This window comes from Rhizobium sp. BIGb0125 (genome assembly GCF_024810055.1).
GTDB lineage: Bacteria > Pseudomonadota > Alphaproteobacteria > Rhizobiales > Rhizobiaceae > Agrobacterium.
Genome location: NZ_JANUDV010000005.1, coordinates 1 through 24,870, shown reverse-complemented (window position 1 = coordinate 24,870; position 24,870 = coordinate 1). Strand labels below are relative to the sequence as shown.

Genomic DNA, 24,870 nt, shown 5'->3' with positions numbered 1-24,870 from the left:
ACTGCAATGACGTCTTCGGTTACATCCGCTCTCAAGTCTGACAAGGATTGGTGGCGCGGTGCTGTCATCTATCAGATTTATCCGCGATCTTTCCAAGACTCCAATGGAGACGGCATCGGCGACCTGAAAGGCATTACCGACCGCCTCGAACATATTGCTCGCCTCGGTGCAGATGCGATCTGGATTTCGCCTTTCTTCACCTCGCCGATGAAAGATTTCGGTTATGACGTGTCGAACTATGTCGACGTCGATCCGATGTTTGGCACGCTGGCTGATTTCGATGGCCTGATCGCCGAAGCCCACCGACTGGGCGTACGGGTCATGATCGACCTGGTGATGTCGCACACGTCCGACCAACATCCGTGGTTTGTCGAAAGCCGCTCCAGCCGTGATAATCCGAAGGCCGATTGGTATGTGTGGTCTGATGGCAAGCCGGATGGCACGCCGCCCAACAACTGGCTGTCGATTTTCGGCGGTCCGGGCTGGCAGTGGGACCCGACCCGCATGCAGTATTACATGCACAACTTCCTGACCTCACAGCCGGACCTCAACCTGCATAACCCGCAGGTGCAGGACGAGTTGTTGAATGCCACCCGTTTCTGGTTGAAGCGTGGCGTGGACGGCTTCCGTCTCGACACCATCAACTTCTATTTCCACGATCTGGAACTACGCGACAACCCGGCTCTTGCACCAGAGCGCCGCAATGCTTCGACTGCGCCGGCCGTTAATCCGTATAACTTCCAGGAACATCTCTACGACAAGAACCGTCCGGAGAACCTGGAATTCCTCAAGCGCTTCCGCGCCGTGTTGGACGAGTTCCCGGATATTGCCGCCGTCGGTGAAGTCGGCGACAGTCAGCGTGGTCTGGAAATTGTCGGGGAATATACCTCCGGCGATGACAAGATGCAGATGTGCTACGCCTTCGAATTCCTGGCTCCGGATGCGCTCACCCCGCAGCGTGTGGCAGATGTTCAGGCAGCCTTTGCGACGGCCGCGCCTGAAGGCTGGGCGTGCTGGGCATTTTCAAACCACGACGTTGTCCGTCACGTCAGCCGCTGGGGTGCAGATGTGGCCGACAAGGATGCCTATGCCAAGGTGCTCTCAGCCCTGTTGCTGACGCAGCGCGGTTCGGTTTGCATTTACGAAGGTGAGGAACTTGGACTGACCGAAGCCGATATCGCTTTCGAAGACCTGCAGGATCCATACGGCATTCAGTTCTGGCCGGAATTCAAGGGGCGTGACGGCTGCCGCACACCAATGGTTTGGGATGCCGGTCATGCACAGGCAGGTTTCAGCACCTCTGAAAAGACCTGGCTGCCTATTCCTGCCGAGCACAAGGCCCGTGCCGTCAGCACGCAGGTAGGCAACGACGCCTCGGTTCTGGAGCATTATCGTCGCTTCCTGTCGTTCCGCAAGCAGCACCCGTCTTTTGCCAAGGGCGGGATCGAGTTTCTGCCGGTCAGCGACAGCGTCGTTGGTTACACCCGTTCCAAGGGCAACGAAACCATCGTCTGCTTCTTCAACCTGTCTCCGGCAGCTGCCACGGCCGCACTGCCTGACGGCAACTGGGAAGTTCTGGAAGGCCATGGCTTTGAAAGCAGTCTGAACGGACGCAATATTGAATTGCCTGCATGGGGCGCATTTTTCGCGCGTTATGCCTGAGAAAACGGGGAGGGTAGAATGGCGGGTCTGACACTTAAAGACATTCGCAAGTCCTATGGGCAGGTAAAGGTTCTGCATGGTATCGATCTCGATATCAAACAGGGCGAATTCATCGTATTCGTCGGTCCTTCCGGTTGCGGAAAATCGACCTTGTTGCGCATGATTGCCGGGCTTGAGGACATCACCGGCGGAGAGATGTTTATCGATGGCCAACTGGTCAACGAAATCCCTCCGTCCCGTCGTGGCATTGCCATGGTGTTCCAGTCTTATGCGCTTTATCCACACATGACCGTGTATGATAACATGGCGTTCGGCATGAAGATCGCCAAGGAAAGCCGGCAGGAGATCGACCGGCGGGTAAGGGCCGCTGCAGACATCCTGCAGCTGACCCAGTATCTGGAACGCCTGCCAAAGGCGCTGTCCGGTGGCCAGCGTCAGCGTGTTGCAATCGGTCGCGCCATCTGCCGTAACCCGAAGGTCTTCCTGTTTGACGAGCCGCTTTCCAACCTCGATGCAGCACTGCGTGTTGCAACGCGTATCGAGATTGCCAAGCTCAACGAACAGATGCCCGACACCACGATGATCTATGTAACGCATGATCAGGTGGAAGCCATGACGCTTGCGGACCGTATCGTTGTTCTGAATGCCGGGCGTGTGGAGCAGGTCGGGGCTCCGCTTGATCTCTATGAACGCCCCGCCAACTTGTTTGTCGCCCAGTTCATCGGTTCGCCTGCCATGAACATCCTGCCGGTCAAGATAACCGCTGCTGGTCCGGAAACTGCGCTCGAACTCAACGGCAACCAGAACCTTCGCATTGCCATCGAGACCGCGCAAAGCGAGGTTGGCAAGACGGCAAGTTTTGGTGTTCGCCCTGAGGATCTTTACATTGCCAAGGACGGTGAAGATTACCTGTTTGAAGGCAAGGTTTCAATTGTTGAAGCCTTGGGCGAGGTCACGCTTCTCTATATCGACAGTGGCTTTGTTCAGGAGCCGGTCATCGCAAAAATCCCCGGCATCGCGAATGTCCAGAAAGGTCAGACTTTGAAGTTTAACGCGATGAGAGAAAAACTGCATCTCTTTGACGCGAACGGGGCGACTTTTCGCAAATAGAATGAATTTGCAAACCTTCTGCTAACCTTCAAATTGCGTAATTTGCGGTTTGAAGGTTAGTTTCTGGAGGCGAAAGGTGAGGCAAATTCAAGTGTTTGATGGGTGCGGAGTGCCTGAAAATCAAGCCATTTTCGGCCGGTTACACTGCATTTACCGAAGTGTTTCATATCGAAACGCGCAAACAAACTTTTAAAGATTCTGATCTTAGTATGAACCCATAAATTCAGTGGGGAAATATTGTGAACGCCCGTCCTAATATTCAAAAAAGCAGTTACTTCAGCAGGGAAGAGTCTTTCATGTATGACCGCGAGGGGCGGTTTAAGATGGAAGATACGATGAATGCGGCGCGCATCGAATATACTGAAAAAGCAGTCATGAATATGGCTTCCCGTCGTTGTGATGTTATCAAGATTTCACAGTCGGAAGCAGTTCTTGCTCTTTTGACACAGTATAACCTGCCGCAGCAATTTTATCTGGATATCCCTGACGCTCGTATCAGCAAGATTGGCTGCGTGTTGATGCGAGTCCACGCCAACAACACCATGCAGGTACGTTTCCTCCGTCTGTTGACGCAGAAGGAGCTGGACCGGATTTTTGTGTTCAGCACGCATCCGGCGCATCGCGATAGAACCCTTGATCTTCGATCCTGGTAATCAGGAGCATGTCCATCGTCTGGATATGAAAAAGCCGCGTTGTCACCAACGCGGCTTTTTATATTTAGGGAAACTGGTTCAGTTGAACAGAACGCTGGCGCCCTGGTCTGCCGGTCCGGCATTCCGGCGGAATGTCGCAAACAACTCGCGGCCCATGCCCCATTCATTGCCAGACAGGTCAACCGTGGCCGGTTCGCGGTGAGCAAGTTCTGCCGCGCTTACCAGAATCTCCAGCGTGCCGGTGACGGCATCGAGGCGCAGGATGTCTCCATCGCGGACACGCGAAATCGGACCGCAGTCAACGGCCTCTGGGGTCACGTGAATAGCGGCCGGCACCTTGCCTGATGCACCAGACATACGACCATCAGTCACCAGCGCCACCTTGAAACCGCGGTCCTGCAACACGCCGAGCGGCGGTGTCAGGCGGTGCAGTTCAGGCATGCCGTTGGCTTTTGGTCCCTGAAAGCGCACGACAGCGATAAAGTCGCGGTTGAGCTTGCCATCCTTGAAGGCGTCGTGAAGTTCCTGCTGATCGTTAAACACCACAGCCGGTGCCTCGATAACATGACGCTCAGGCTTGACGGCAGAAATCTTGATCACGGCCTTGCCGAGATTGCCGGTCAGCATCTTCAGGCCGCCCGTGGGCTGGAACGGTGTCTCGATGCTGGCAAGAACCTTGGGGTCATGGCTGACCTCAGGGGACGCTTCACGAATGACCGAGCCGTTTTCACCAAGTTTTGCGTCAACGGTGTAGGCTTCAAGACCCTGGCCGAACACCGTGCGCACATCATCATGCAGGAAACCATGCTTGAGAAGCTGCTTGATGAGGAAGCCCATGCCGCCTGCAGCGTGGAAATGGTTCACATCGGCAAGACCGTTTGGATAGACGCGAGCCAGCAGCGGCACAGCATCGGAAAGATCGGAAATGTCCTGCCAAGTCAGGACAATGCCTGCAGCCCGCGCCATGGCGATAAGGTGCATGGTGTGGTTGGTCGAACCGCCAGTGGAGTGCAGACCGACGATGCCGTTGACGATAGAGCGTTCGTCGATCATTTCGCCCGCTGGGGTAAATTCATTGCCCTGTGCGGTAATCGCCAGTGCGCGCTTTGTCGCTTCACGCGTCAATGCATCGCGCAGCTCAGTACCGGGATTGATGAAGGAAGAACCGGGCATATGGAAGCCCATGATTTCCATCAGCATCTGGTTCGAATTGGCTGTACCGTAGAAGGTGCAGGTGCCAGGACCGTGATAGGACTTGGATTCCGCATCGAGCAGTTCGGCGCGGCCGACCTTGCCTTCAGCATAAAGCTGGCGAATACGGGACTTCTCGTCATTCGGCAGGCCTGTTGTCATGGGACCGGCGGGAATGAAGATCGATGGCAGATGACCGAAAGTCAAAGCGGCGATCACCAGACCGGGCACGATCTTGTCGCAGACGCCGAGATAGACGGCGGCGTCGAACATATTGTGCGACAGGCCGATCCCGGCAGTCATGGCAATGGCATCACGCGAAAACAGCGACAGTTCCATGCCCGGCTGGCCCTGAGTAACACCGTCACACATGGCGGGAACCGCGCCGGCAACCTGCGCTATGCCGCCTGCTTCCTTTGCCGCATCACGAATGATGTTCGGGTAGATTTCATAGGGCTGATGCGCCGAGAGCATGTCATTATATGCAGTGATGATGCCGAGGTTTGGAACTTTGTCGCCGGCAAGGATGTCCTTGTCGGCGGGGGAACAGACCGCAAACCCATGCGCCAGATTACCACATGAGAGAACAGAGCGGTGAACACCCTTTGAAACCTGAAGCCTAAGTCGCTCCAGATAGGTTTCACGGAAAGGTTTGGAGCGTTCAACGATACGGTCTGTGATTGCCTGAATACGGGAATCGGCGGCCATGGGCGTTCATCCTGTCTGTTGGTGACCATCGGCCTCCGCTTGGGACGGACAGGCCGATGTTCATGTTGTTGTCAGTCTTGGGGTAAACCCAGTTTCTGGCCGGTCACGATCCGGCCGGAAAAATCAGGGTGCCCAATAGATGTTTACGGGCGAATCTGCCCTGTTCAGCACGGCCCGAATGGGCATTTCGTCTTCGTCCAGATCGGCTTTCGCTTTTTCAAGCGTTTCCTTCTTGGCGGCACCTTCAATGTGCAGAACAAGCAAGCGGGCATCGTGCAGGCTGGACAGATTGAAGGTCAATCTTTCTTCGCCTGCGGTTTCCGCCGCCATTGTCAGAACACTGCGTGGTTCATCGAGGTCGAGTGCTTCTTCGAGATTGTCTCCACCGGGAAAAAACGAAGCAGTGTGCCCGTCAGTTCCCATGCCGAGAATAACCACGTCGAAAGGATCGCAGAACGGTTCCGTCTTTACCGTGGCAAGGGTCGCAGCATCTTCCGGTGTTGCGGCCGCCTGATAAAGCGGAATGAAATATGCGGACTTTGCGTTGTTCTGCAGCAGATTGTCGGCAACCAGCTTGTGGTTGGACCGGTCATTATCTGCGGCAACAAAACGCTCATCCACCAGCGTCACATTGACCTTGCTCCATTCCAGATCGTGCTTGGACAGCGCCTGGAAAAAAAGCTTCGGTGTAGAGCCGCCGGAAACGGCGATACTGGCCGTTTCCTTCTCGGTGATCGCTGCCTTGAGGCGTTCGGCAACATCGGCAGCCAGCTTTTCAGCAAGCGCCGGGCCGTTTTCGAAAACATGCATCTGTGCGTCCATAAGCATATCTCCTTAGTCGGCGTCGTGCCAGGTGCGGCCGTCACGCTCGATAAGAGCAATCGCTCCGCTTGGGCCCCATGTGCCAGCCGTGTAACCCTGAACGCCCTGTCCAATGTCTTCCCAGCTTTTCAGAATAGGATCGACCCACTCCCATGCGGCTTCGACTTCGTCGCGGCGCATGAACAGGGTCTGGTTGGAGCGAATGGTGTCCATCAGCAAGCGCTCGTAAGCGTCCGGGCTGCGCACGCTGAAGGCTTCTGCAAAGCTCATATCCAGCGAAACCTGACGCAGACGCATGCCACCTGGACCTGGATCCTTGATGAGCAGGGACTGCTTCACGCCTTCATCCGGCTGTAGGCGGATGACCAGCTTGTTGGCTTCGATCTTTCCAGCTGCATCATCAAAGATCGAGTGCGGGATCTGCTTGAAGGTAACGACGATTTCCGAAACGCGCGTGGCAAGACGCTTGCCGGTGCGAATGTAGAAAGGAACGCCCGCCCAACGCCAGTTGCCGATTTCAGCCTTGATGGCAACGAAGGTTTCCGTGTTGGAAACGCCACCTTCAAGCTCGTCCAGGTAACCCTTGACCGGGCCACCGGCAGAAGCGCCAGCGCGGTACTGACCGCGAACGGTGGCCTTTTCGACATTTGAGCTGTCGATTGGTCTCAGCGAACGCAGGACTTTCAGCTTTTCGTCACGAACGGCTTCGGCATCGAGTGAAGACGGAGGTTCCATCGCAACAAGGCAAAGAAGCTGCAGGATATGGTTCTGCACCATATCGCGCATCGCGCCAGCCTTGTCGTAATAACCGGCGCGACCTTCAAGGCCGACAGCTTCGGCAACGGTGATCTGCACGTGGTCGATATGCGCGGAATTCCACAGCGGCTCGTAGAGAGCGTTGGCAAAACGCAGCGCCATCAGGTTCTGAACGGTCTCTTTGCCCAGATAATGGTCGATACGGAAGATCTGCTCTTCCTTGAAGACATGACCGATCGTGTCGTTCAGGTCGAGAGCGGATGCGAGATCGCGGCCGATCGGCTTTTCAACAACGATACGTGTCGACTTGGTAATCAGCTTGTGTTCGCGGATCTTGTCGGCGATGTCGCCAAAAATGCCCGGTGCAACGGCGAGGTAAAATGCGCGAACGCGTTCCTTACCTTCTTCCAACAGCTTCTTGAGCACATCCCAGCCATTGTCGGACTTCGCATCGACTGGCACGTAGAAAAGGCGTTCGCAGAATTTTGTGACCTGCGCTTCGTCATATTCACCTGACTTCAGATGCTCTTTCAGAGCATCCTTGGCAAATTTGCGATATTCTTCATGTGTCATGACCGAACGTGACGCGCCGATAATACGGGTCGGGTCCGTGAGTTGGTTCTCTACCTGACGATGATAAAGCGCAGGCAGAAGCTTGCGCTCTGCCAGGTCGCCTGTGCCGCCGAAAACGACGCAATCAAAGGGGTCAACAGGAATAATTTGACTGCTCATACCGATTCTCTCGATCTTCACGGGTTGGGGGCATTGATAATCTAATCGATTTAAAAACGCCAGAGTTTGTTGTCGGGAATTATTATTTTGATGTCACTTCGCTTTTATCCGGCGAAAATGGAAGTTTATCTATGGTTATGCCCACTGTCAGAAGCGGGCGATTAAAAACGGTCTCGCAGCGCAAACCATGACAATGCGAGGAAAAGCAGAGGCGCACGCAACGTTGCCCCGCCGGGGAAACCTGGGACATTCAAAGATGAGAACTGTTCGAGCGCTCGATCCTTGTCCGTCAGCATATCCGCATACAGCTTGCCGCAGTAGTTGGAAAGCATCACACCGTGACCGGAGTAACCACCGATCGACATGACGCCAGGCATCACCTCACGCACGAAAGGTTGGCGTGGCATAGTGATACCAACCGAGCCACCCCATGCATGGGTAATCTCGATATTGGCAAGCTCTGGATAGATTTCGGCAATTTGCTTGCGAATATGGGTGGAAATGTCCCTTGGCGTATCGGCCGTATAGGCCTCGCGCCCGCCAAACAACAGCCGGTTATCCGGTGTCATACGGAAATAACGAACCACGAAACGTGAATCGGCAACCGCCTCCTTGCCCGGCAAAATGCTCGGGAACTTGTCCAGTGGCGCGGTCGCACCAATAAAGGAGCGGATCGGCATGATATGGGCAGCGGTAACCGGTTCCAGATTGCCGATATAGGCGTTGGTCGCCAGCAACACGCGACGGGCTGTTATATTGCCCGTCGGCGTTTCGATGATTGTTTTGCCGCTTGACTGGCGAAGGCTGGTCGCAGGTGTCATCTCATAGATTTCAGCACCAGCGGCCTTGGCGGCTTTTGCAAGCCCCACCAACAATTTCAGCGGATGGATATGGCCGGTGCCGGTGTCGCGAACGCCACCATAATAATGTGTGGAGCCAAGGCGCTCTTCGGCCTCTGCCTTGTCCATATAGGACATGTACGGGTAATTATAACGCTCGACCGCCGCCTCGACACTTTTACGATAGTGTTTTTCATAGGCCTGTTTGTGGGCGACATTCAACTGACCCGGCAGATACTCCATGTCGAGGCCATGGGCTGCGGCGAAATCCAGCACGTAATGTTTGGCATTTTCTGCCAGATCGAACAGGCCCTTGGAGCGCTCGTAACCGATCTCCTCTTCCAGTTCATCTGGCCATGACCGTTGACCGGTGCCGAACTGGCCACCGTTGCGGCCCGATGCGCCGTCACCAAAGTGGTTCGCTTCAATCAAGGCAACGGAAATGCCTTTCAAAGCCAGATTATAGGCGGCCTGCAGGCCAGTGAAACCGCCACCGATAATGGCGACCTCAACCTCTCTCGACCCATCCATCGCGGGATATTCAGGTCGGTCAGCAATTGTTGCCTGATACCAGGAAATTCCGGGAGCTATCGGGCTTTGCCATGTCATTGCACATTCCTTGACGGTGTTGGAGCGCCCACCCTTCGGCCAGACACATGAGCATGCTCCAAGTTACTCAATTCTACGCATCGTGTTCCAAAGGTCGGCCTCGACCATGGCAGCGATGCCGTAGGATCAAACGTTCAGCAACAGGAATTCCCGCTCCCACGGGCTGATAACCTGCATGAACGTTTCGAACTCCCCCCGTTTCAGTCCAGCATAAAGACCAACGAACTCATGGCCAAACACCCGCTCCAGTTCCGGCTCTCCCTCCAGCAGCGCAACCGCTTCCAGCAGACCGCGCGGCAACTCGATGGAGCCTTCATTGGCAGTTTCATAGGTTGGTTCCGTCGGCTGTATTTCATTGACGATGCCAAGCCAACCACACGCCAGCGATGCGGCCAGTGCCAGATAGGGATTGGCGTCAGAGCTGGGCAATCGGTTTTCAACACGCCGTGCCGACGGACCGGAGATCGGGACGCGGAAAGCAGTGGTGCGATTGTCATATCCCCACGCATTGTTCACCGGGCAGGCCATGTCAGGCGTCAGGCGGCGATAGGAATTCACGTAAGGCGCCAGCATCACCAGTGCGTTCGGAACATACCGCTGCATGCCGCCCACAAAATGGAAGAATTCTTTCGAGGCTTCGCCGCTATCGGTCGAGAAAATGTTCTTGCCGGTTTCAATATTCAGAACCGATTGGTGAATATGCATTGCCGAGCCTGGCTGTCCCTGCATGGGCTTGGCCATGAAGGTTGCATAGATACCGTGCTTGAGGGCTGCTTCGCGAATGGTTCGCTTGAACAGGAAAACCTGATCGGCAAGCTCGATGGGATCGCCGTGGCGCAGGTTGATTTCAAGCTGTGCCGGACCTTCTTCGTGGATCAGCGTGTCGATCTCAAGACCCTGCTTTTCCGAGAAGTGATAGATATCGTCGATCAGCTCGTCGAATTCGTTGATGCCGGCAATTGAATAGCTCTGTCCGCCGACGATTGAACGGCCCGAACGTCCCTTTGGTGGGTGCAGCGGGTAATCCGGGTCATCATTCATGGCGACCAGATAAAATTCGATTTCCGGCGCAACAACCGGTTTCCAACCCTTGTCGGCATACAGCGACAGGACGTTTTTCAGAACGTTGCGTGGAGTATAGGGAACGGATTGTCCTTCGGCGTCAACCACGTCACAAATAACCTGTGCGGTTGGATCGCTTTCCCATGGCACAACCGACAGTGTCGAAAGATCAGGGACGAGCTTGAGGTCGCTGTCGCGTGGCTCATAACGGAAGTTCGCGGTTTCGTCCGGATATTCGCCGGAAATCGTATGGCGATAAAGTGCCGATGGCAGCGCCAGCGATGTATCGCCGGTAAATTTCGAGGTCGGCATCATCTTGCCGCGCGGTACACCGCCAAGGTCCGGTGTAATGCACTCAATGTCCTCGATACCCCGTGCCCGCAACCATTGTGCGGCTTCACGCCAGGAGGAGACACCACGAGTAGAGGAAAGGTCTGGAGCTGCCGGTTTTGCCATGGTTGCCGATTTTTTTGGGCGGAGCATGGTTCTCTTTGCAGGCATAAATCACCGAAGGTCTGTTTCGAATGGCGCTATCATAACCAGAGTTTGGCAATTGGCGAGGGGGAAACCGCATTGACATTGCTCCATGTTCTGAAAAGAGAAGGCAAGAGATAGCAAAGGATGAAAAATGGTTCGGCGATGCGATGTTCTGGTGCTGGGGGCAGGGGCTGCGGGCATGATGTGTGCCATCCGCGCCGGCCAGCGTGGACGCTCGGTCATCATTGTCGATCACGCCAAGGCACCGGGTGAAAAAATCAGAATTTCCGGTGGCGGGCGGTGCAACTTTACCAACATTCATGCCACGGCCAAAAACTACCTGTCGGGAAATCCTCATTTCGCAAAATCGGCACTGGCGCGTTATACGCCCGCCGATTTTATGACGCTGGTCGAAAAACACGGCATTGCCTGGCACGAAAAGACCCTTGGGCAATTGTTTTGCGACAATAGCGCCAAAGATATTATTGCCATGCTGTTAAAAGAAATGCGCGGCGTTGGCGCTGAGCTTCTGTTGCAGACCGAACTTTCCGGCGTCGAAAAAACCGAAAATGGTTTCAGCGTCTCCAACTCATCAGGTGTGATCGAGGCACAAAGTCTGGTTATTGCGACCGGTGGCAAATCCATTCCCAAAATGGGTGCGACTGGGTTCGCCTATCGTGTGGCCGAACAATTCGGCCTGCCGATCATCGAAACGCGGCCCGGCCTTGTGCCCTTAACGCTTGATCCGACCATGCTGGAAAAGCTGTCCGTGCTTTCAGGCGTTGCGGTGCCTGCTGAAGTATCATCAGGCAAAACAAGTTTCCGAGAAGCCTTGCTGTTTACCCATCGTGGTTTAAGCGGGCCGTCGATCCTGCAGATCTCATCCTATTGGCGGGAAGGCGAAACCATCCGCCTGAAGCTGGAACCGGACACCAATATCCTGGAACGGCTGAAAGAAGCCCGCAAAAGCAACGGCAAACAGTCACCGCAGACGGTGCTGGGAGATATCCTGCCGAAACGTCTGGCGCAATATACCGTCGAAGCTTCCGGCATAACCGGGCCCTTGGCGGACATGGCTGATCGCAAGCTGGCGACCCTGGTTGAAGCCATCCAGAACTGGCAGATAAAGCCCTCCGGTTCTGAAGGATACCGTACCGCGGAGGTCACGCTCGGCGGCGTTGACACAAACGGTCTCGACTCCAGGGATATGCAGGCAAAAACCGTCCCAGGCCTGTATTTTATCGGTGAATGTGTTGATGTAACCGGCTGGCTTGGCGGCTACAATTTCCAGTGGGCGTGGGCGAGTGGCCATGCGGCAGGCGAAACGGCCTGATCTGTAATAAAACAACGAGTTAAGTCATTTTTAATGGCGATAGTGAAACACCACTTTCATTAAGGACTTGTTAACAAGCGCCGAGTCATCCTGCTTGATACCAGCGCGGTTTATGCCGTTACATGATGTGCTGCTGGGCGCCGCCAAGCGGCATGCCGGTTATGTTTCTCGTTAGGAACCGCTTATGAAAAACAACAGCAGACGTGCCCGCGCAATTGCTATTGCCCGCGCAGAGGACCGCAAGCAGCTCCTCATCTTCAGACTGACGCTTATTGCCGCTGGTGCTTTCGCCACGCTTTGCGCGCTGCTGTTGGCGTAATTTCTCGCAATCCAAATCGGAAAAACCGGGCAGTGAACCGCCCGGCTTGTTGTGTGCAGTGTAAGATCAGGCTGCCGCGTTGTTCTGGGCAACGATAACAGGGATCAACAGATCACCCCAATTGCCGCCGCCGCTGTGGTGACGTGCCGAGCGAACCAGCTCAACCGAAACACCCGCCTCAACCGCAGTCATAACCGCCTGATTGAGGCGATGCAGATCATTGGCCAACATACGGATGGCGGCCTGCTGGTCTTGTGTCATGGCAGAAGACTGTTCCTCGGCCCGCTCACGAACTCTCGAAATAGAAGCCATTTCCTTTTCCTCCTTTGACGCATCGGTCCCGATTGGACTTTTGATGCGAGGTTTCGCAGTGCCAGTTATTCAGCCGCAGGGCGGAACTGGTCGTGTTCAGTCGATTCATGCATGGCGGTTGTGGATGATTGCCCGCCGGTAATTGCCACTGAGACCGCATCGAAATACCCGGTGCCAACTTCACGCTGGTGTTTTGTCGCCGTGTAACCGTTGATCTCGGCTTCAAATTCAGCCTGCTGCAATTCCGAATAGGCGACCATCTGCCGGTCCTTGTATCCGCGTGCCAGTTCAAACATGCCGTAGTTGAGCTGATGGAAACCGGCAAGTGTAATAAACTGGAACTTGTAACCCATTGCTCCAAGCTCACGCTGGAACTTGGCAATGGTTGCGTCGTCAAGGTTCTTTTTCCAGTTAAATGATGGCGAGCAATTATAGGCGAGCTTTTTGCCCGGATGAACCTTGTGCACGCCTTCGGCAAATTTGCGTGCCTGCTCGAGATCCGGTTTTGATGTCTCACACCAGATCAGGTCGCAGTAAGGCGCATAGGCATTGGCGCGTGCGATGCAGGGTTCAAGACCGTTTTTGACGCGGTAGAAACCTTCAACCGTGCGGCCAGCATCGTAATCGACGAAGGGCTGATCGCGTTCATCGATATCGGATGTCAAAAGCTTGGCAGCCTCGGCGTCGGTGCGGGCGATCACCAGCGTGGAGACACCCATGACGTCTGCGGCAAGGCGCGCAGCGGAGAGATTGCGGATATGGGCCGCTGTAGGGATCAGCACCTTGCCGCCCAGATGTCCGCATTTCTTTTCCGATGCCAACTGGTCCTCGTAGTGAACACCGGCGGCACCCGCCTCGATAAAGGCCTTCATGATCTCAAACGCATTGAGCGGGCCACCAAAGCCGGCCTCCGCATCGGCAACAATTGGTGCAAACCATGTCTCCACCGACAGGCCCTTGCCCTCAGATGTTTCGATCTGGTCCGCCCGCTGCAGGGTGCGGTTGATGCGTTTTGCCAGCTCCGGTGCCGCGTTGGCGGGGTAGAGAGACTGATCAGGATACATGGCCGATGCAGTATTTGCGTCGGCGGCAACCTGCCAACCCGAGAGGTAAATGGCCTTCAAGCCGGCGCGAACCATCTGCATGGCCTGATTGCCCGACAGTGCTCCCAGCGCATTGATAAAATCATCCTGCTCCAGAAGCTGCCACAGCCTGTTTGCACCCATTTCCGCCAGGGAGTAACGAATGTCCACAGACCCGCGCAGACGCTTCACGTCTTCAGCGGTATATGTTCGCTCGATGCCGTCAAAACGGCTTTTGGGTGCGTTTGGTACCAGATTGTAAAAATCAGTCATATCTCTCTCCCGAATGTAAAAATAGAAAAGGAGACGTTTCTTCCTAAAAGGATGTCTCAGATTTTCTATGACGGAATTTACATAATCACTCCGTTTAGTTCTATTGGAAACATAAAATCAGTGACTTGAAAGAGGTTAGGATGTAGTGTCTTTTACTGACGGCTGTAGTAAATTTGTAAAAACTGTAAAAACAACGACAGCTCTATCTTGTAATATTCTTGTCAAAGGAGGAGCCTGTGGCGGAAAATAAGATTTTTGCAGGCCCGCGTGTGCGGCGCGTGCGCAATGGCCTTGGTTTGACACAGACCTCCATGGCAGAGGGGTTGGGCATTTCGCCGTCCTATCTCAACCTGATCGAACGCAACCAGCGGCCCTTGACCGTGCAGCTGCTGTTGAAACTGGCGTCTGTGTACAAGATTGACCTGGATGAATTACAGGGTGAAAGCGGCGGTGTTGCCACGCAGTTACGGGAAGTGTTTGCCGATCCGCTGCTGACGGGGGAGGTGCCATCTCCGCAGGAACTGGTCGAGGTGGCAGATGCTGCACCCAATGTGGCCGGTGGCATCATGAAACTGTATCGGGCCTACCGTGAACAGGCTGAACGGCTGTCTGACCTGGCGGGCTTGATGGCCAGGGATGGTCAAGGACCGTCGCTGTCATCGGCGCGGTTGCCGATCGATGAGGTCCGCGATGCCTTTGAACATTGCAGCTATTATTTTGCCGTGATCGATGACGCGGCCGAAACATTCCATGAGCAATTGAAACCGGGTGACGACCTGCCGGCAGCCTTGAAAACCTGGCTGCAGAAAATGCACGGCGTCGTGGTGCGCACCTTGCCCATCCATGCGATGCCAAATCTTCGCAGGCGGTATGACAGGCATTCCATGCGGCTGTTTCTGTCCGAGCGGTTGTCACCTTTTGACCGGCTGCAGGAAATGGCGATGGAGGCATGCCTTCTGATGCTCCAGCCGGAGATACAGGCGTCGCTGGAAACCCTGGACCTCAGTAGCCCAGAAGCCAAACGCCTGGCGCGTTTTGAACTCGCCCGCTACGCTGCTCATGCCCTGATCATGCCTTACGGCTCATTTTTCGCGGCGGCTCAGCGTTTCAGATATGATCTGGATCTTCTCGCGTCACGGTTTCAGGTGTCCTTCGAGCAGGTCGCCAATCGACTTGTCTCTTTGGGACGGCCGGGTGCGCCTGGCATTGCTTTTTTCCTGATGGAGATTGATCAGGCAGGCAATCGCTTTCGCAAGATCGGGGCGCATGGCTTTCCGCATTCCAGCTTTGGTGGCCTCTGTCCGCGGCTCAATATCCACGCCGCCTTCAGCCAGCCGGGACAACTTATGGCCGAAGCGGCCGAGGTGCTGGATGGGGACACATTTTTAACAATCGCCAGAACGATCGAGGGTCCCAAAACAGCCTTTGGTGAAAGGGTGCGGCGCACAGCGATTTTGCTGGCCTGCGATATCACTCAAGGCGCCGAGACAATCTATGGTGATGTTGCCAGAGTAACCAGTGGCACCGTTGGCATCGGTGTTTCCTGTCGCCTGTGTGAACGCTCCGGTTGTCTCTCAAGAGCGCAAGCGCCTGTAACCCGTCCATTGGGTTTGGATGAAATGGTTACAGGATTGAGTGTTTTTGATTTTCAGTAACTCCAAAAAAGTGAAGTGGGAAAATTCTGCACTGCACATTTCCCGCTTGCCGATAATCTTTTTCCTTTCTAGTCTCATTCAAAAAGGGGATGCCGCCTGCTTCGAAAGGCGTATTAACAGGAGAAATCATGACGCAGCGCTCACTTGGTATGTCTGTCGCCTTCGCCGCAATGTTGATGGCCGGTACGGCCCTCGCACAGGAAAAAGTGGTCCATGTTTACAACTGGTCCGATTATATCGACGAATCGATCCTGGCCGATTTCACCAAGGAAACCGGCATCAAGGTTGTCTACGACGTTTTTGACAGCAACGAACTGGTTGAGACCAAGCTGCTGGCCGGTAACTCCGGTTACGACGTTGTCGTGCCAACTGCACCGTTCCTCGCCCGCCAGATCCAGGCAGGCGTGTTTCAGAAGCTCGACAAATCCAAAATTCCAAACCTCAGCAACATGTGGCCGGAAGTCAGCGAGCGTCTCGCCAAGTACGACCCCGGCAATGAATATGCTGTGAACTACATGTGGGGCACAACAGGCATTGGTTACAATGTCGACAAGGTTAAAGCAGCTCTCGGTGACGTGAAAATCGATAGCTGGGATATTCTGTTCAAGCCTGAAAATGCCGAAAAGCTGAAGAGCTGTGGCATCAACATTCTTGATGCTTCGGACGAAACCTTCGCAATTGCAATGAACTACATCGGTAAGGATCCGGACAGCAAGGAAGCTGCTGATCTGGAAGCTGGTGGTGAAGTCTACAAGGCGATCCGTCCATCGGTAAAGACCTTCAACTCGTCTGCCTATATCGACGAACTTGCCAATGGCGATACCTGCATCACCATCGGTTGGTCCGGCGATATTCTTCAGGCAAAGACGCGTGCTGAAGAAGCCAAGAACGGTGTGACTGTCGACTACGTCATTCCGAAGGAAGGCACCTACATGTGGTTTGACAACCTTGCCATCCCTGCGGATGCCAAGAATGTTGACGAAGCTCATGCCTTCATCAACTATCTGATGAAGCCGGAAGTCATCGCCAAGGCGTCTGATTATGTTCAGTACGCCAACGGCAACCTGGCATCACAGGCGTTGATGGATGAAGCCGTTTCCAAGAACCCGGCGGTTTATCCTGACGAAGCGACAATGAAGAAGCTCTTCACCATCTCGCCTTATGGACCGAGAGAACAGCGCGTTCTGAACCGCGTCTGGACACAGATAAAAACCGGTAGCTAATTTTGGGCCCGCTGGTTCAGGAACGGCCGGCGGGCTCGTTTCTGACCATTGGTTGCCAGCTTATCGGGCTGGCAGCTACCATTTGCCCGCCTCATTATTATTTTTAGGGGATTGCGAATGGCGAAGTCTCTCGGACCTGTAAAACGAAAATTCAGTCCTTGGGACGATCCCGCATCCGTACCCTTCATCCGGTTTGAAAACATCACCAAGCGCTTTGGTGATTTCGTCGCCGTCAACAATCTGACACTTGATATCTATGAACGTGAGTTCTTCTCGCTGCTGGGACCATCCGGCTGTGGCAAGACTACGCTGATGCGAATGCTGGCCGGTTTTGAAGAGCCTACGGAGGGCCGTATCCTGCTGCAAGGCAAGGATATTTCTGGTACCCCGCCGCACAAACGACCGACCAACATGATGTTTCAGTCCTACGCACTTTTCCCGCACATGACGGTCGAAAAGAACATTGCGTTCGGCCTGGAGCAGGATGGTTTGCCCAAAGCCGACATATCGGCGCGCGTTGAAGAAATGCTGCGCATGGTCAAGCTGACAGAATTTGCAAAACGCAAACCAAGTCAGCTCTCGGGCGGTCAAAGACAGCGCGTTGCTCTAGCGCGCTCGATTGCCAAACGCCCGAAGGTTCTGTTGCTGGATGAGCCGCTTGGCGCGCTCGACAAAAAACTGCGCGAAGAAACCCAGTTCGAACTCATGGATATTCAACAAAGCCTAGGCCTGACCTTCCTGATTGTGACTCACGATCAGGAAGAGGCGATGACCGTTTCCGACCGTATCGCAGTCATGGACAAGGGTAATGTGGTTCAGGTTGCCACGCCTGCGGAAATCTATGAGGCACCCAACAGCCGTTATGTTGCGGACTTCATTGGCGATATCAACATATTCGAGGCAAGCGTGTTGTCCAATGTGGCAGGTGTCGGCAAACCCGGAACCGTCCTTCTCGATTGTGAAGGTTTGGGTGTGACAGTCGAGCAGGATTGCAAGGCCGTAGTCGGCAACAAGGTTGCTTTTGCCATTCGACCGGAAAAGGTCCGTATCACTATCGATCCACCAGCAGATACCACGACAAATGCAGTCAGTGGGCAGGTCTGGGACATCGGTTATCTTGGGGACTTCTCGGTGTTCCTCGTCAAGCTGGCGGATGGCCGCATCATGCGTGCGGCTCAAGCCAACGTGTCCCGCCTTGTTGATCGCCCGATCACCTTTGATGATACGGTGTGGCTCAACTGGCGACCAGATTCCGGTATGGTTTTGACCAACTAAGGGAGGTTCTCATGGCAACGGCCTCTTCGGAAAACAAACAAAGTCTTGCACGCTGGTTGGTAGTAGCAGTTCCTTATTTCTGGCTGCTGCTGTTTTTTGCAGTACCGTTTTTTATCATTGTCAAAATATCGCTGTCTGCTACCGCGATTGCCATGCCGCCTTATACGCCGGTTTTTGAGGGTTTCGGCGCTATCGGCGATTTTCTGTCGCAACTCAATTTTGACAATTATCTCTTTCTCACCGAAGACGCACTTTACGTTAATGCCTATTTTTCTTCGGTAAGAATTGCCTTCATTTCAACGCTGATGTTGCTGCTGATCGGGTATCCGATGGCACTTGCCATGGCGCGTGCACCGTCCACCATTCGCCCGACCTTGGTGATGCTGGTGATCCTGCCATTCTGGACCTCGTTCCTGATCCGCGTTTACTCATGGATCGGAATTCTGAAACCAGAGGGGCTGTTGACGGTGTTCCTGCAATGGCTGGGACTTATGGCACCTGATCAGCAGGTCCATATCTTCCGCACGGAAACGGCCGTGTTTATCGGCATGGTCTATTCCTATCTGCCATTCATGGTGCTGCCGCTTTATTCAGCCTTGGAAAAACTTGACAATACCCTATTGGAAGCGGCAACCGACCTTGGTTGCCCACCATGGAAAGCCTTCTGGAAAATTACCTTCCCGCTTTCCATGCCGGGTGTGATTGCTGGCTCCATGATCTGCTTCATCCCGATTACCGGTGAATTTGTTATCCCTGATCTGCTGGGTGGTGCGGAAACATTGATGATCGGCAAGACATTGTGGACCGAGTTCTTCGGTAACCGTGACTGGCCAATTGCCTCGGCTGTTGCTGTTCTGCTTCTGCTGGTGCTGGTGGTTCCAATTGCCATCTTCCAAAACCAGCAGCAGAAAGCGTGAGGGCAGGGCGATGAAAAACAGAAAGTTTGACGTAACCGTCCTTACCCTCGGGTTTGCGTTTCTCTACATCCCGATCATCATTCTGGTGATCTATTCGTTCAATGCCTCGAAGTTAGTCACTGTATGGGGTGGTTTCTCCCTGCAATGGTACAGTGCCATGTGGTCAAACCAGGGTCTGATGGATGCCGCCTGGGTGACAGCCCGGGTCGGTGTGTTGAGCGCCACCCTTGGCACAATCCTCGGCACATTGGCAGCGCTGTCGCTGGTACGCTTTGCCCGGTTTCCGGGACGCATGCTTTTTTCCGGTATGATCTATGCACCGCTCGTCATGCCAGAAGTCATCACCGGTCTTTCGCTGTTGCTGTTGTTTGTGGCGGTTGGTGTCGACAGAGGGTTCTGGACGGTGGTCATTGCCCACACCACATTCACCATGTGCTACGTGGCAATCGTCGTGCAATCACGCCTTTTGACCTTTGACCGCAGCCTTGAAGAAGCGGCGCAGGATCTTGGTTGCCCACCTGTTAAAACCTTCTTCCGCATTACCTTGCCACTTATTCTCCCGGCGGTTCTTGCTGGCTGGATGCTGGCATTTACCCTGTCACTTGACGATCTGGTTATTGCCAGCTTTGCGACAGGTCCGGGAGCCACGACGCTGCCCATCAAGATTTACTCGCAGGTTCGCCTTGGCGTGACGCCGGAAATCAATGCGATATGTACGATCCTGATCGGTCTGGTCACCATGGGTGTGATCTTTGCGTCGATTGCCTCGAAACGGACCGAACTGCAACGCATTCGTGATGAGCACGCGGCGGCCAAGGCTGCTGCAGGCTGAACGGCATTGTAGGTTTGAAGCTATCAGGCGCGTCAGGGTCAAACTCTGGCGCGCTTTTGTATTCGGCTCTTAAGGCATATGTCAAAAGACATGCGCGAGTTTTTGCCATTGATAGATTGGGGCGGTTTTTAACACACTGTTAAGAGGCGTTTGACAAAAGTAAACCAACGTGGGGCCATCCGATGAGTGGATGGCGCAAGGACCTCTGGTCCTACAGACATGATGTCGGCCTACTCCTCCTTTCGTTGAACAGCATTAATTTTTAAGGCAGCGTTAGCTGCCTTTCTTTTTGGGTGATTACTCAGACGGTCGCTGTTCGAGCGATCGTGAAACCAGTGCCACCGGAATAAGCCCTGCTGCAATGATGATGATGGCTGCGACAGATGCATCCTGTACCTTGGAGCGCGAGGCATCTTCATAGACAAGTGTTGCCAGCGTATTGAAGCTGAATGGGCGTAGCAGAATTGTCGCTGACAATTCTTTCAAAGATTCGATAAACACCAATAGCGATGCGGTCAGCGCTGCCGGCCGCATATTGGGAATGAGCACCGAGACAAGCGTTTGCAGTTTTGTGCGGCCCAGAGTGCGTGACGCCATATCCATATGTGGGGAAAGCTTCTGGAAGCCGGCATCCAGCGATCCTTCTGCCATGGTCATGAAACGCACTGTGCTTGCGTAGATGATCGCAAAGGCCGTTCCGCTCATCATCAGACCGGTTGAATAGCCAAATGTGCTGCGCATGAAAGCGTCGACCTGATTGTCAAAGCCGGCAAGCGGAATAAGCACGCCAATCGCCAGAACCGTGCCGGGTATTCCGTAACCCAGCGAGGCGACCCGGCCAGCTGTGCGCGTTACAGGCGATGCATTGGCGCGGGCAGCGTAAGACAGCACGAAACCCATGACGAGTGTCAGGCAGGCAGCGGTGCCTGAAACAGACAGGCTATGCCATAGCGCTTTCAGAAGCTTGGGAGACAGAAATCCGTCAAGCCTTTTGGCCGCATAGGTGCCAAGCACCAGAACGGGAATGGCAAAACCGGTCAAAACCGGTATCAAACAGGTGATGGTCGCCAGCCATTTTCTGGGACCCGTCAGAGGTTTCCGCAGAAACCGTTGCGCCATCATCGTGGTTTTCTGGGTGGAAAAGCGTTGACGTTTACGCGCTGTTCTCTCCAACAGGATCAGCGCACCAACAATCAGCAGTACCACCGCAGCAATCTGCGTGGCGCCAGCTAGGCTGCCACGGTTCAACCATGTCTCATAGATCGTGAAGGTGAGTGTCTGCACGCCGAGATATTCGACAGCGCCGATATCATTGAGTGTTTCCATAAGCACCAGTGTCAGGCCGATCATGATCGCCGGGCGCGCCATCGGCAATTGCACCTGCCAGAAAATCCGCCAGGAAGAAGCGCCCATGGTACGCGCAGCTTCGGCCGCAAACCGTCCCTGCATACTGAACGCCGACCGGGCAGACAGATAGATGTAAGGGTAAAGTACTGAGCTGAGCACCAGCACCGCGCCACCCAGCGAGCGAATGTCCGGAAACCAGTAATCCTTGATGCTGTGATAGCCGAACAGGCTACGCACTGCCGTTTGCAATGGCCCGGTAAAATCGAAAAATTCGCCAAAAGCATAGGCCGCCAGATAGGCAGGGATGGCGAGCGGCAGAACGAGCGCCAGAGACAGGATACGCCGCAGCGGAAATTCGAATGTCGTGACCAACCAGGCGGTCAAGGCACCGAAGAAAGTTGCCAGCAAGCCGGTGCACAACAACAGCAATACCGTCCTACCACCGGCGCGTGGCAACACATAGGAAAACAAATGCTCCCAGTTTCCAACACCACCGCTCATGGCAATCCAGAAAACCGCAATGATGGGAATGGCGACCACAAGCGCCACAAGAATTGCAATGAGGCTCAACAGGTTGAAGCGTGTGCTTGGCCCGGAGACATGCTGGAGACTGGTATCGGCTGACTGCAATTGTCTGATCCTTCCACCGGCTGTCCGGCAGAAATCCGTTACTGCAAAAGAAGTCCGCTATTTACAGCATCGTTACTCAAACAGGAACTGCTTTCATAAAGCATCATGTGAAAATCCCGCGGCAAAAGCACGCTGCCAAAAGCGACCGCGGATTTGCGTGGTGAAACTACGTAAAAAGGGCGTTGCGTTCCTGTGACGGGATGCAACGCCCTCTCAAAAAATTCATTCACTCAGGTGGCGAGAACGCGCTGCGAGGGAAAGTTGATTTCAACCAGCGTGCCTTCATTTGGCGAAGAACTGATCGAAAAATTCGCCCGGTTCGCATCAACCATCGCCTTGGTCAGTGGCAGACCGAGGCCTGTACCATCGCCACGAATGCGGTTGCTGGACGCCACCTGCCGGAAAGGCTTCATCGCCTGTTCCAGTTCCGAACGGCTCATGCCGATGCCGGTGTCGCGAATACGCAGGTTGACACTGCCATTCGGCTCGTAGGCGGTTGACACAACAATCTGCCCGCCAGCCGGTGTGAAGCGGATGGCGTTGGAAAGAATGTTGAGCACGATCTGCTTGATCGAACGAAGATCGGCCACAATGGCGGGAACCGACTGCGACAGCGACGTGCGGATGATGACGCGCTGGTTGTTGGCCTGTGGCTGCACCAGCGATACCGCTTCGGAGATCGTTTCGTTCAGTTCAACAGCCACGAAATCGAGATCCATCTGGCCGGCTTCGATTTTCGAGATATCGAGCAGATCATTGACGATATCCAGCACATGGCGTCCAGAGCGGCCAATATCATTGGCATATTCGACATAGCGCGGGTGCCCAATCGGCCCGAAACGCTCCGTTGCCATCATGTCGGCAAAACCGATAATGGCGTTAAGCGGCGTGCGAATTTCATGACTGACGCGGGCAAGGAAGTCGGTCTTGTGCGCGTTGGCGGTTTCCGCCACACGCTTTGCATTGCGCAATTCTTCTTCGGTACGTTTCCACTGCGTAATGTCGCGGATGACCGCGCAGAACCCTCTGGAAGACTTGAGCCGCCCAATGGTCATGAACAGCGGCAGGAAACCACCGCTTGCTTCGCGGCCGATAACGTCACGGCCGTCGTTCAGAACACTGGCGACACCATTGTTTGACAGGCCCGAAAGATAATCGAGAACGGCCTTCTGGCTTTCATGCGCAAACAGAACAACGAAGGGTTTGCCGCTGATCTCGCCATTGTCGTAATTGAACAAGGCGCTGGCAGACCTGTTGAGGGAGCGGATGGTGCCTTCCTCGTCCAGGATGACGATGCCATCAGTTGCCGTTTCGAGGATCGAGTGCAACTCATCGACTTCACCCTGCAATGTCTCGACCGCAAGGGTGTTTGCAGGAGCTTCGATCACCTCGGCCACTGGAGTGACAGGGGCTGGCTCCACGACCTTGTGGACCGGCACCAGCGACAACATCAGTGCGGCGGCGCCATTCCAGCGAATGGACTGCAGGCGGGCATTGACGGGAATCAGATCGTTTTCGGCACTTACGGCAACCATGCCGCCGCTGCCTTCGCCGATATTCTCCAGATCCTGTCTTTGCAGCAGCGCGTCAATGCCACCAACCGAAGCCAGTTCCTCAACAGAGCTATAGCCAGTCAGACGCAGGAAATCCGGGTTGGCGTGAATAAGGTCGTCGCCTGTGTGGATGAGCAGCGCCAGCGGCAGCGCATCAACGGTTTCTTCCGTCAATGTGCTGAGCTCACGGGCAGGTGGCGCTTCGTGTTCCGCCTCGGTGATCTCAGGTTCTACGTCGGTTACCTCAAGCGCTTCCGGTTCGTCAGCCTCTGACGTGGCTGTGATTTCTTCTTCTGCCGGTGTCAGCTCGTCAGTGAGCGAGATGGGCGCTTCAACAGCGATCTCTTCAGAAACGTCCGAGACATCAGCAACTGGGCTTTCCAGCTCAACCTCTTGCACGGGTGACAGAGGCTCGGACACCGGCGCAGGTTCCAATTCGTCCTTGGGCGTCAACTGGCGCGCAATTTCACGGAATGCAGCCTGTTCGCCGGGGCTCAAGCCATCGCGCCCACGGGAACGATGTTCTTCCAGCTGAATGATCTTGTCCGAGAAACGGCGATTTGGGGTTTCGCTGATCCGAAGCACAGGAACTTCTTCGTGCGGCGGCTGCAAAGCGGCAGGCTTTCCGCGTTCTGCTTCGCTCTGCTCCTCCGCGACGATAACCGGCTCGTCGGTCAGTTCGGCTTCCGGCTCATGGTCTTCGACCTCGGCGACTGGCGCCTCGCCTGCCTGTGGCTCTTCCTGAGGCAGAATAGTCTCGGCCTCTGGCAGCGTCGTGTCGACCACGTCTACCAAAGGAGCGATATCGGTTTCGGCAAGTGTCAGGCCGATAGCATGCGGGTCTTCAACGGCATCGGCCAATCTCACGATGCCGAAACCGCGAAAACCGTCAAACTCGCGGGTGCGCGTATAGGTCGGCAGGGCTGCCAGATCGATCGGCACAACAAGTGATGTGCCTTCGACCGGCCAGAAAATCGTTTTGCCGGACCATGTGTCACGTTTGCTGAGCAGTTCGGTAATCTTGCCGTCCTTGTCGAGGTTCAGCAGGCTCGAAACATCCGCAAAGGACATGCCCTCGACAGCGGCAGAGCGCGGTCCGACGGCTTCGGCAAATTCGTGCGAGATCGAACTGAAGCAACCATTCGCATCGATTTTCCAGACAAACCGGGAAGCCCGGGCCGATGGGTTGAATATGAATGTGCCCGCCGCCGCAGATGGTGCGTCGTCAGCCTGTTCAATTTCTTCGGCCACAGCTTCTGTTTCTAAAACAGTTTCTACAGCTACATCCGCGACGGTAACTGGTTCGATGTCGTCAAAAACAGGAAAGTCGAGGTCCTTGGAGCGCTCATCATAATTTTCGGTAACAGAGCGCTGTACTTCTTCCTCTGCAACATCAATGTTTTCCTCAGCCTCAGCCTCAGCCTCAGCCTCAGCCTCAGCCTCAGCCTCAGCCTCAGCCTCAGCCTCAGCCTCAGCCTCAGCCTCAGCCTCAGCCTCA

At 54.7% G+C, this 24,870-nt stretch carries 19 protein-coding genes; 10 read left to right on the top strand and 9 right to left on the bottom strand.

The window, feature by feature from the left end:
- Positions 1 to 6 precede the first annotated feature (6 nt).
- The 3 genes from M2418_RS14530 to M2418_RS14520 all read left to right on the top strand — a co-directional run bounded on the left by M2418_RS14530 (position 7) and on the right by M2418_RS14520 (position 3,425).
- Positions 7 to 1,662: an alpha-glucosidase family protein gene (locus M2418_RS14530; protein WP_259147449.1), complete on the top strand. Its 1,656-nt coding sequence runs from the start codon at positions 7 to 9 to the stop codon at positions 1,660 to 1,662.
- A gap of 18 nt (positions 1,663 to 1,680) precedes the next feature.
- A complete protein-coding gene (locus tag M2418_RS14525; RefSeq protein WP_259147447.1) occupies positions 1,681 to 2,772 on the top strand; it encodes an ABC transporter ATP-binding protein in 1,092 nt (363 codons plus the stop codon).
- Positions 2,773 to 3,068: 296 nt separating this feature from the next.
- Positions 3,069 to 3,425, top strand: a complete 357-nt coding sequence (locus tag M2418_RS14520) for a hypothetical protein (RefSeq protein WP_192487035.1) — start codon at positions 3,069 to 3,071, stop codon at positions 3,423 to 3,425.
- Between the two features lie 78 nt (positions 3,426 to 3,503).
- Here M2418_RS14520 and edd read toward each other — a convergent pair whose 3' ends face one another.
- From edd to M2418_RS14495, 5 genes are all read right to left on the bottom strand, one after another.
- Complete coding sequence (edd, locus tag M2418_RS14515; RefSeq protein WP_259147446.1) at positions 3,504 to 5,324, bottom strand: phosphogluconate dehydratase; 1,821 nt, start codon at positions 5,322 to 5,324, stop codon at positions 3,504 to 3,506.
- Between the two features lie 123 nt (positions 5,325 to 5,447).
- Complete coding sequence (gene pgl / locus M2418_RS14510; protein ID WP_259147445.1) at positions 5,448 to 6,146, bottom strand: 6-phosphogluconolactonase; 699 nt, start codon at positions 6,144 to 6,146, stop codon at positions 5,448 to 5,450.
- A gap of 12 nt (positions 6,147 to 6,158) precedes the next feature.
- Positions 6,159 to 7,634, bottom strand: a complete 1,476-nt coding sequence (gene zwf, locus M2418_RS14505) for a glucose-6-phosphate dehydrogenase (protein ID WP_259147442.1) — start codon at positions 7,632 to 7,634, stop codon at positions 6,159 to 6,161.
- 161 nt (positions 7,635 to 7,795) lie between these two features.
- Positions 7,796 to 9,082, bottom strand: coding sequence for an FAD-binding oxidoreductase (locus tag M2418_RS14500; protein WP_259147440.1), 1,287 nt, complete (start codon positions 9,080 to 9,082; stop codon positions 7,796 to 7,798).
- A gap of 126 nt (positions 9,083 to 9,208) precedes the next feature.
- Positions 9,209 to 10,645, bottom strand: coding sequence for a glutamine synthetase family protein (locus M2418_RS14495; protein ID WP_259147438.1), 1,437 nt, complete (start codon positions 10,643 to 10,645; stop codon positions 9,209 to 9,211).
- Positions 10,646 to 10,772: 127 nt separating this feature from the next.
- Here M2418_RS14495 and M2418_RS14490 point away from each other — a divergent pair, with 127 nt between their 5' ends.
- Entirely contained in the window at positions 10,773 to 11,954 is a 1,182-nt protein-coding gene (locus M2418_RS14490; RefSeq protein WP_259147436.1) for an NAD(P)/FAD-dependent oxidoreductase, read from the top strand.
- Positions 11,955 to 12,138: 184 nt separating this feature from the next.
- Positions 12,139 to 12,273, top strand: a complete 135-nt coding sequence (locus M2418_RS14485; protein WP_259147434.1) for a hypothetical protein — start codon at positions 12,139 to 12,141, stop codon at positions 12,271 to 12,273.
- A 66-nt stretch (positions 12,274 to 12,339) separates the two neighbouring features.
- On the opposite strand, the gene M2418_RS14480 is transcribed toward M2418_RS14485, so the two are convergent.
- Positions 12,340 to 12,585 carry a hypothetical protein gene (locus tag M2418_RS14480; RefSeq protein ID WP_259147432.1) on the bottom strand — a complete coding sequence of 82 codons (246 nt, stop codon included), beginning with the start codon at positions 12,583 to 12,585 and terminating at the stop codon, positions 12,340 to 12,342.
- Positions 12,586 to 12,650: 65 nt separating this feature from the next.
- Positions 12,651 to 13,940 carry an isocitrate lyase gene (gene aceA / locus M2418_RS14475; protein ID WP_259147429.1) on the bottom strand — a complete coding sequence of 430 codons (1,290 nt, stop codon included), beginning with the start codon at positions 13,938 to 13,940 and terminating at the stop codon, positions 12,651 to 12,653.
- A 236-nt stretch (positions 13,941 to 14,176) separates the two neighbouring features.
- Here aceA and M2418_RS14470 point away from each other — a divergent pair, with 236 nt between their 5' ends.
- The 5 genes from M2418_RS14470 (at position 14,177) to M2418_RS14450 (ending at position 19,842) form a co-directional block, all read left to right on the top strand.
- Positions 14,177 to 15,595 carry a short-chain fatty acyl-CoA regulator family protein gene (locus M2418_RS14470; RefSeq protein ID WP_259147426.1) on the top strand — a complete coding sequence of 473 codons (1,419 nt, stop codon included), beginning with the start codon at positions 14,177 to 14,179 and terminating at the stop codon, positions 15,593 to 15,595.
- Positions 15,596 to 15,723: 128 nt separating this feature from the next.
- On the top strand, positions 15,724 to 16,818 hold the full coding sequence (locus tag M2418_RS14465; RefSeq protein WP_259147423.1) for a polyamine ABC transporter substrate-binding protein: 1,095 nt from the start codon (positions 15,724 to 15,726) through the stop codon (positions 16,816 to 16,818).
- Positions 16,819 to 16,935: 117 nt separating this feature from the next.
- Positions 16,936 to 18,093, top strand: coding sequence for an ABC transporter ATP-binding protein (locus M2418_RS14460; RefSeq protein WP_250983605.1), 1,158 nt, complete (start codon positions 16,936 to 16,938; stop codon positions 18,091 to 18,093).
- An 11-nt stretch (positions 18,094 to 18,104) separates the two neighbouring features.
- A complete protein-coding gene (locus M2418_RS14455) occupies positions 18,105 to 19,010 on the top strand; it encodes an ABC transporter permease subunit (RefSeq protein ID WP_259147418.1) in 906 nt (301 codons plus the stop codon).
- A 10-nt stretch (positions 19,011 to 19,020) separates the two neighbouring features.
- Positions 19,021 to 19,842, top strand: a complete 822-nt coding sequence (locus M2418_RS14450; protein ID WP_192487048.1) for an ABC transporter permease — start codon at positions 19,021 to 19,023, stop codon at positions 19,840 to 19,842.
- Positions 19,843 to 20,139: 297 nt separating this feature from the next.
- Here the strand turns inward: M2418_RS14450 and M2418_RS14445 are convergent, their stop codons facing one another.
- Both M2418_RS14445 and M2418_RS14440 read right to left on the bottom strand, forming a co-directional pair.
- Positions 20,140 to 21,690, bottom strand: a complete 1,551-nt coding sequence (locus M2418_RS14445) for an iron ABC transporter permease (protein ID WP_259148005.1) — start codon at positions 21,688 to 21,690, stop codon at positions 20,140 to 20,142.
- Positions 21,691 to 22,049: 359 nt separating this feature from the next.
- A partial coding sequence (locus M2418_RS14440) for an ATP-binding protein (protein WP_259147415.1) occupies positions 22,050 to 24,870 on the bottom strand: 2,821 nt, incomplete at its 5' end.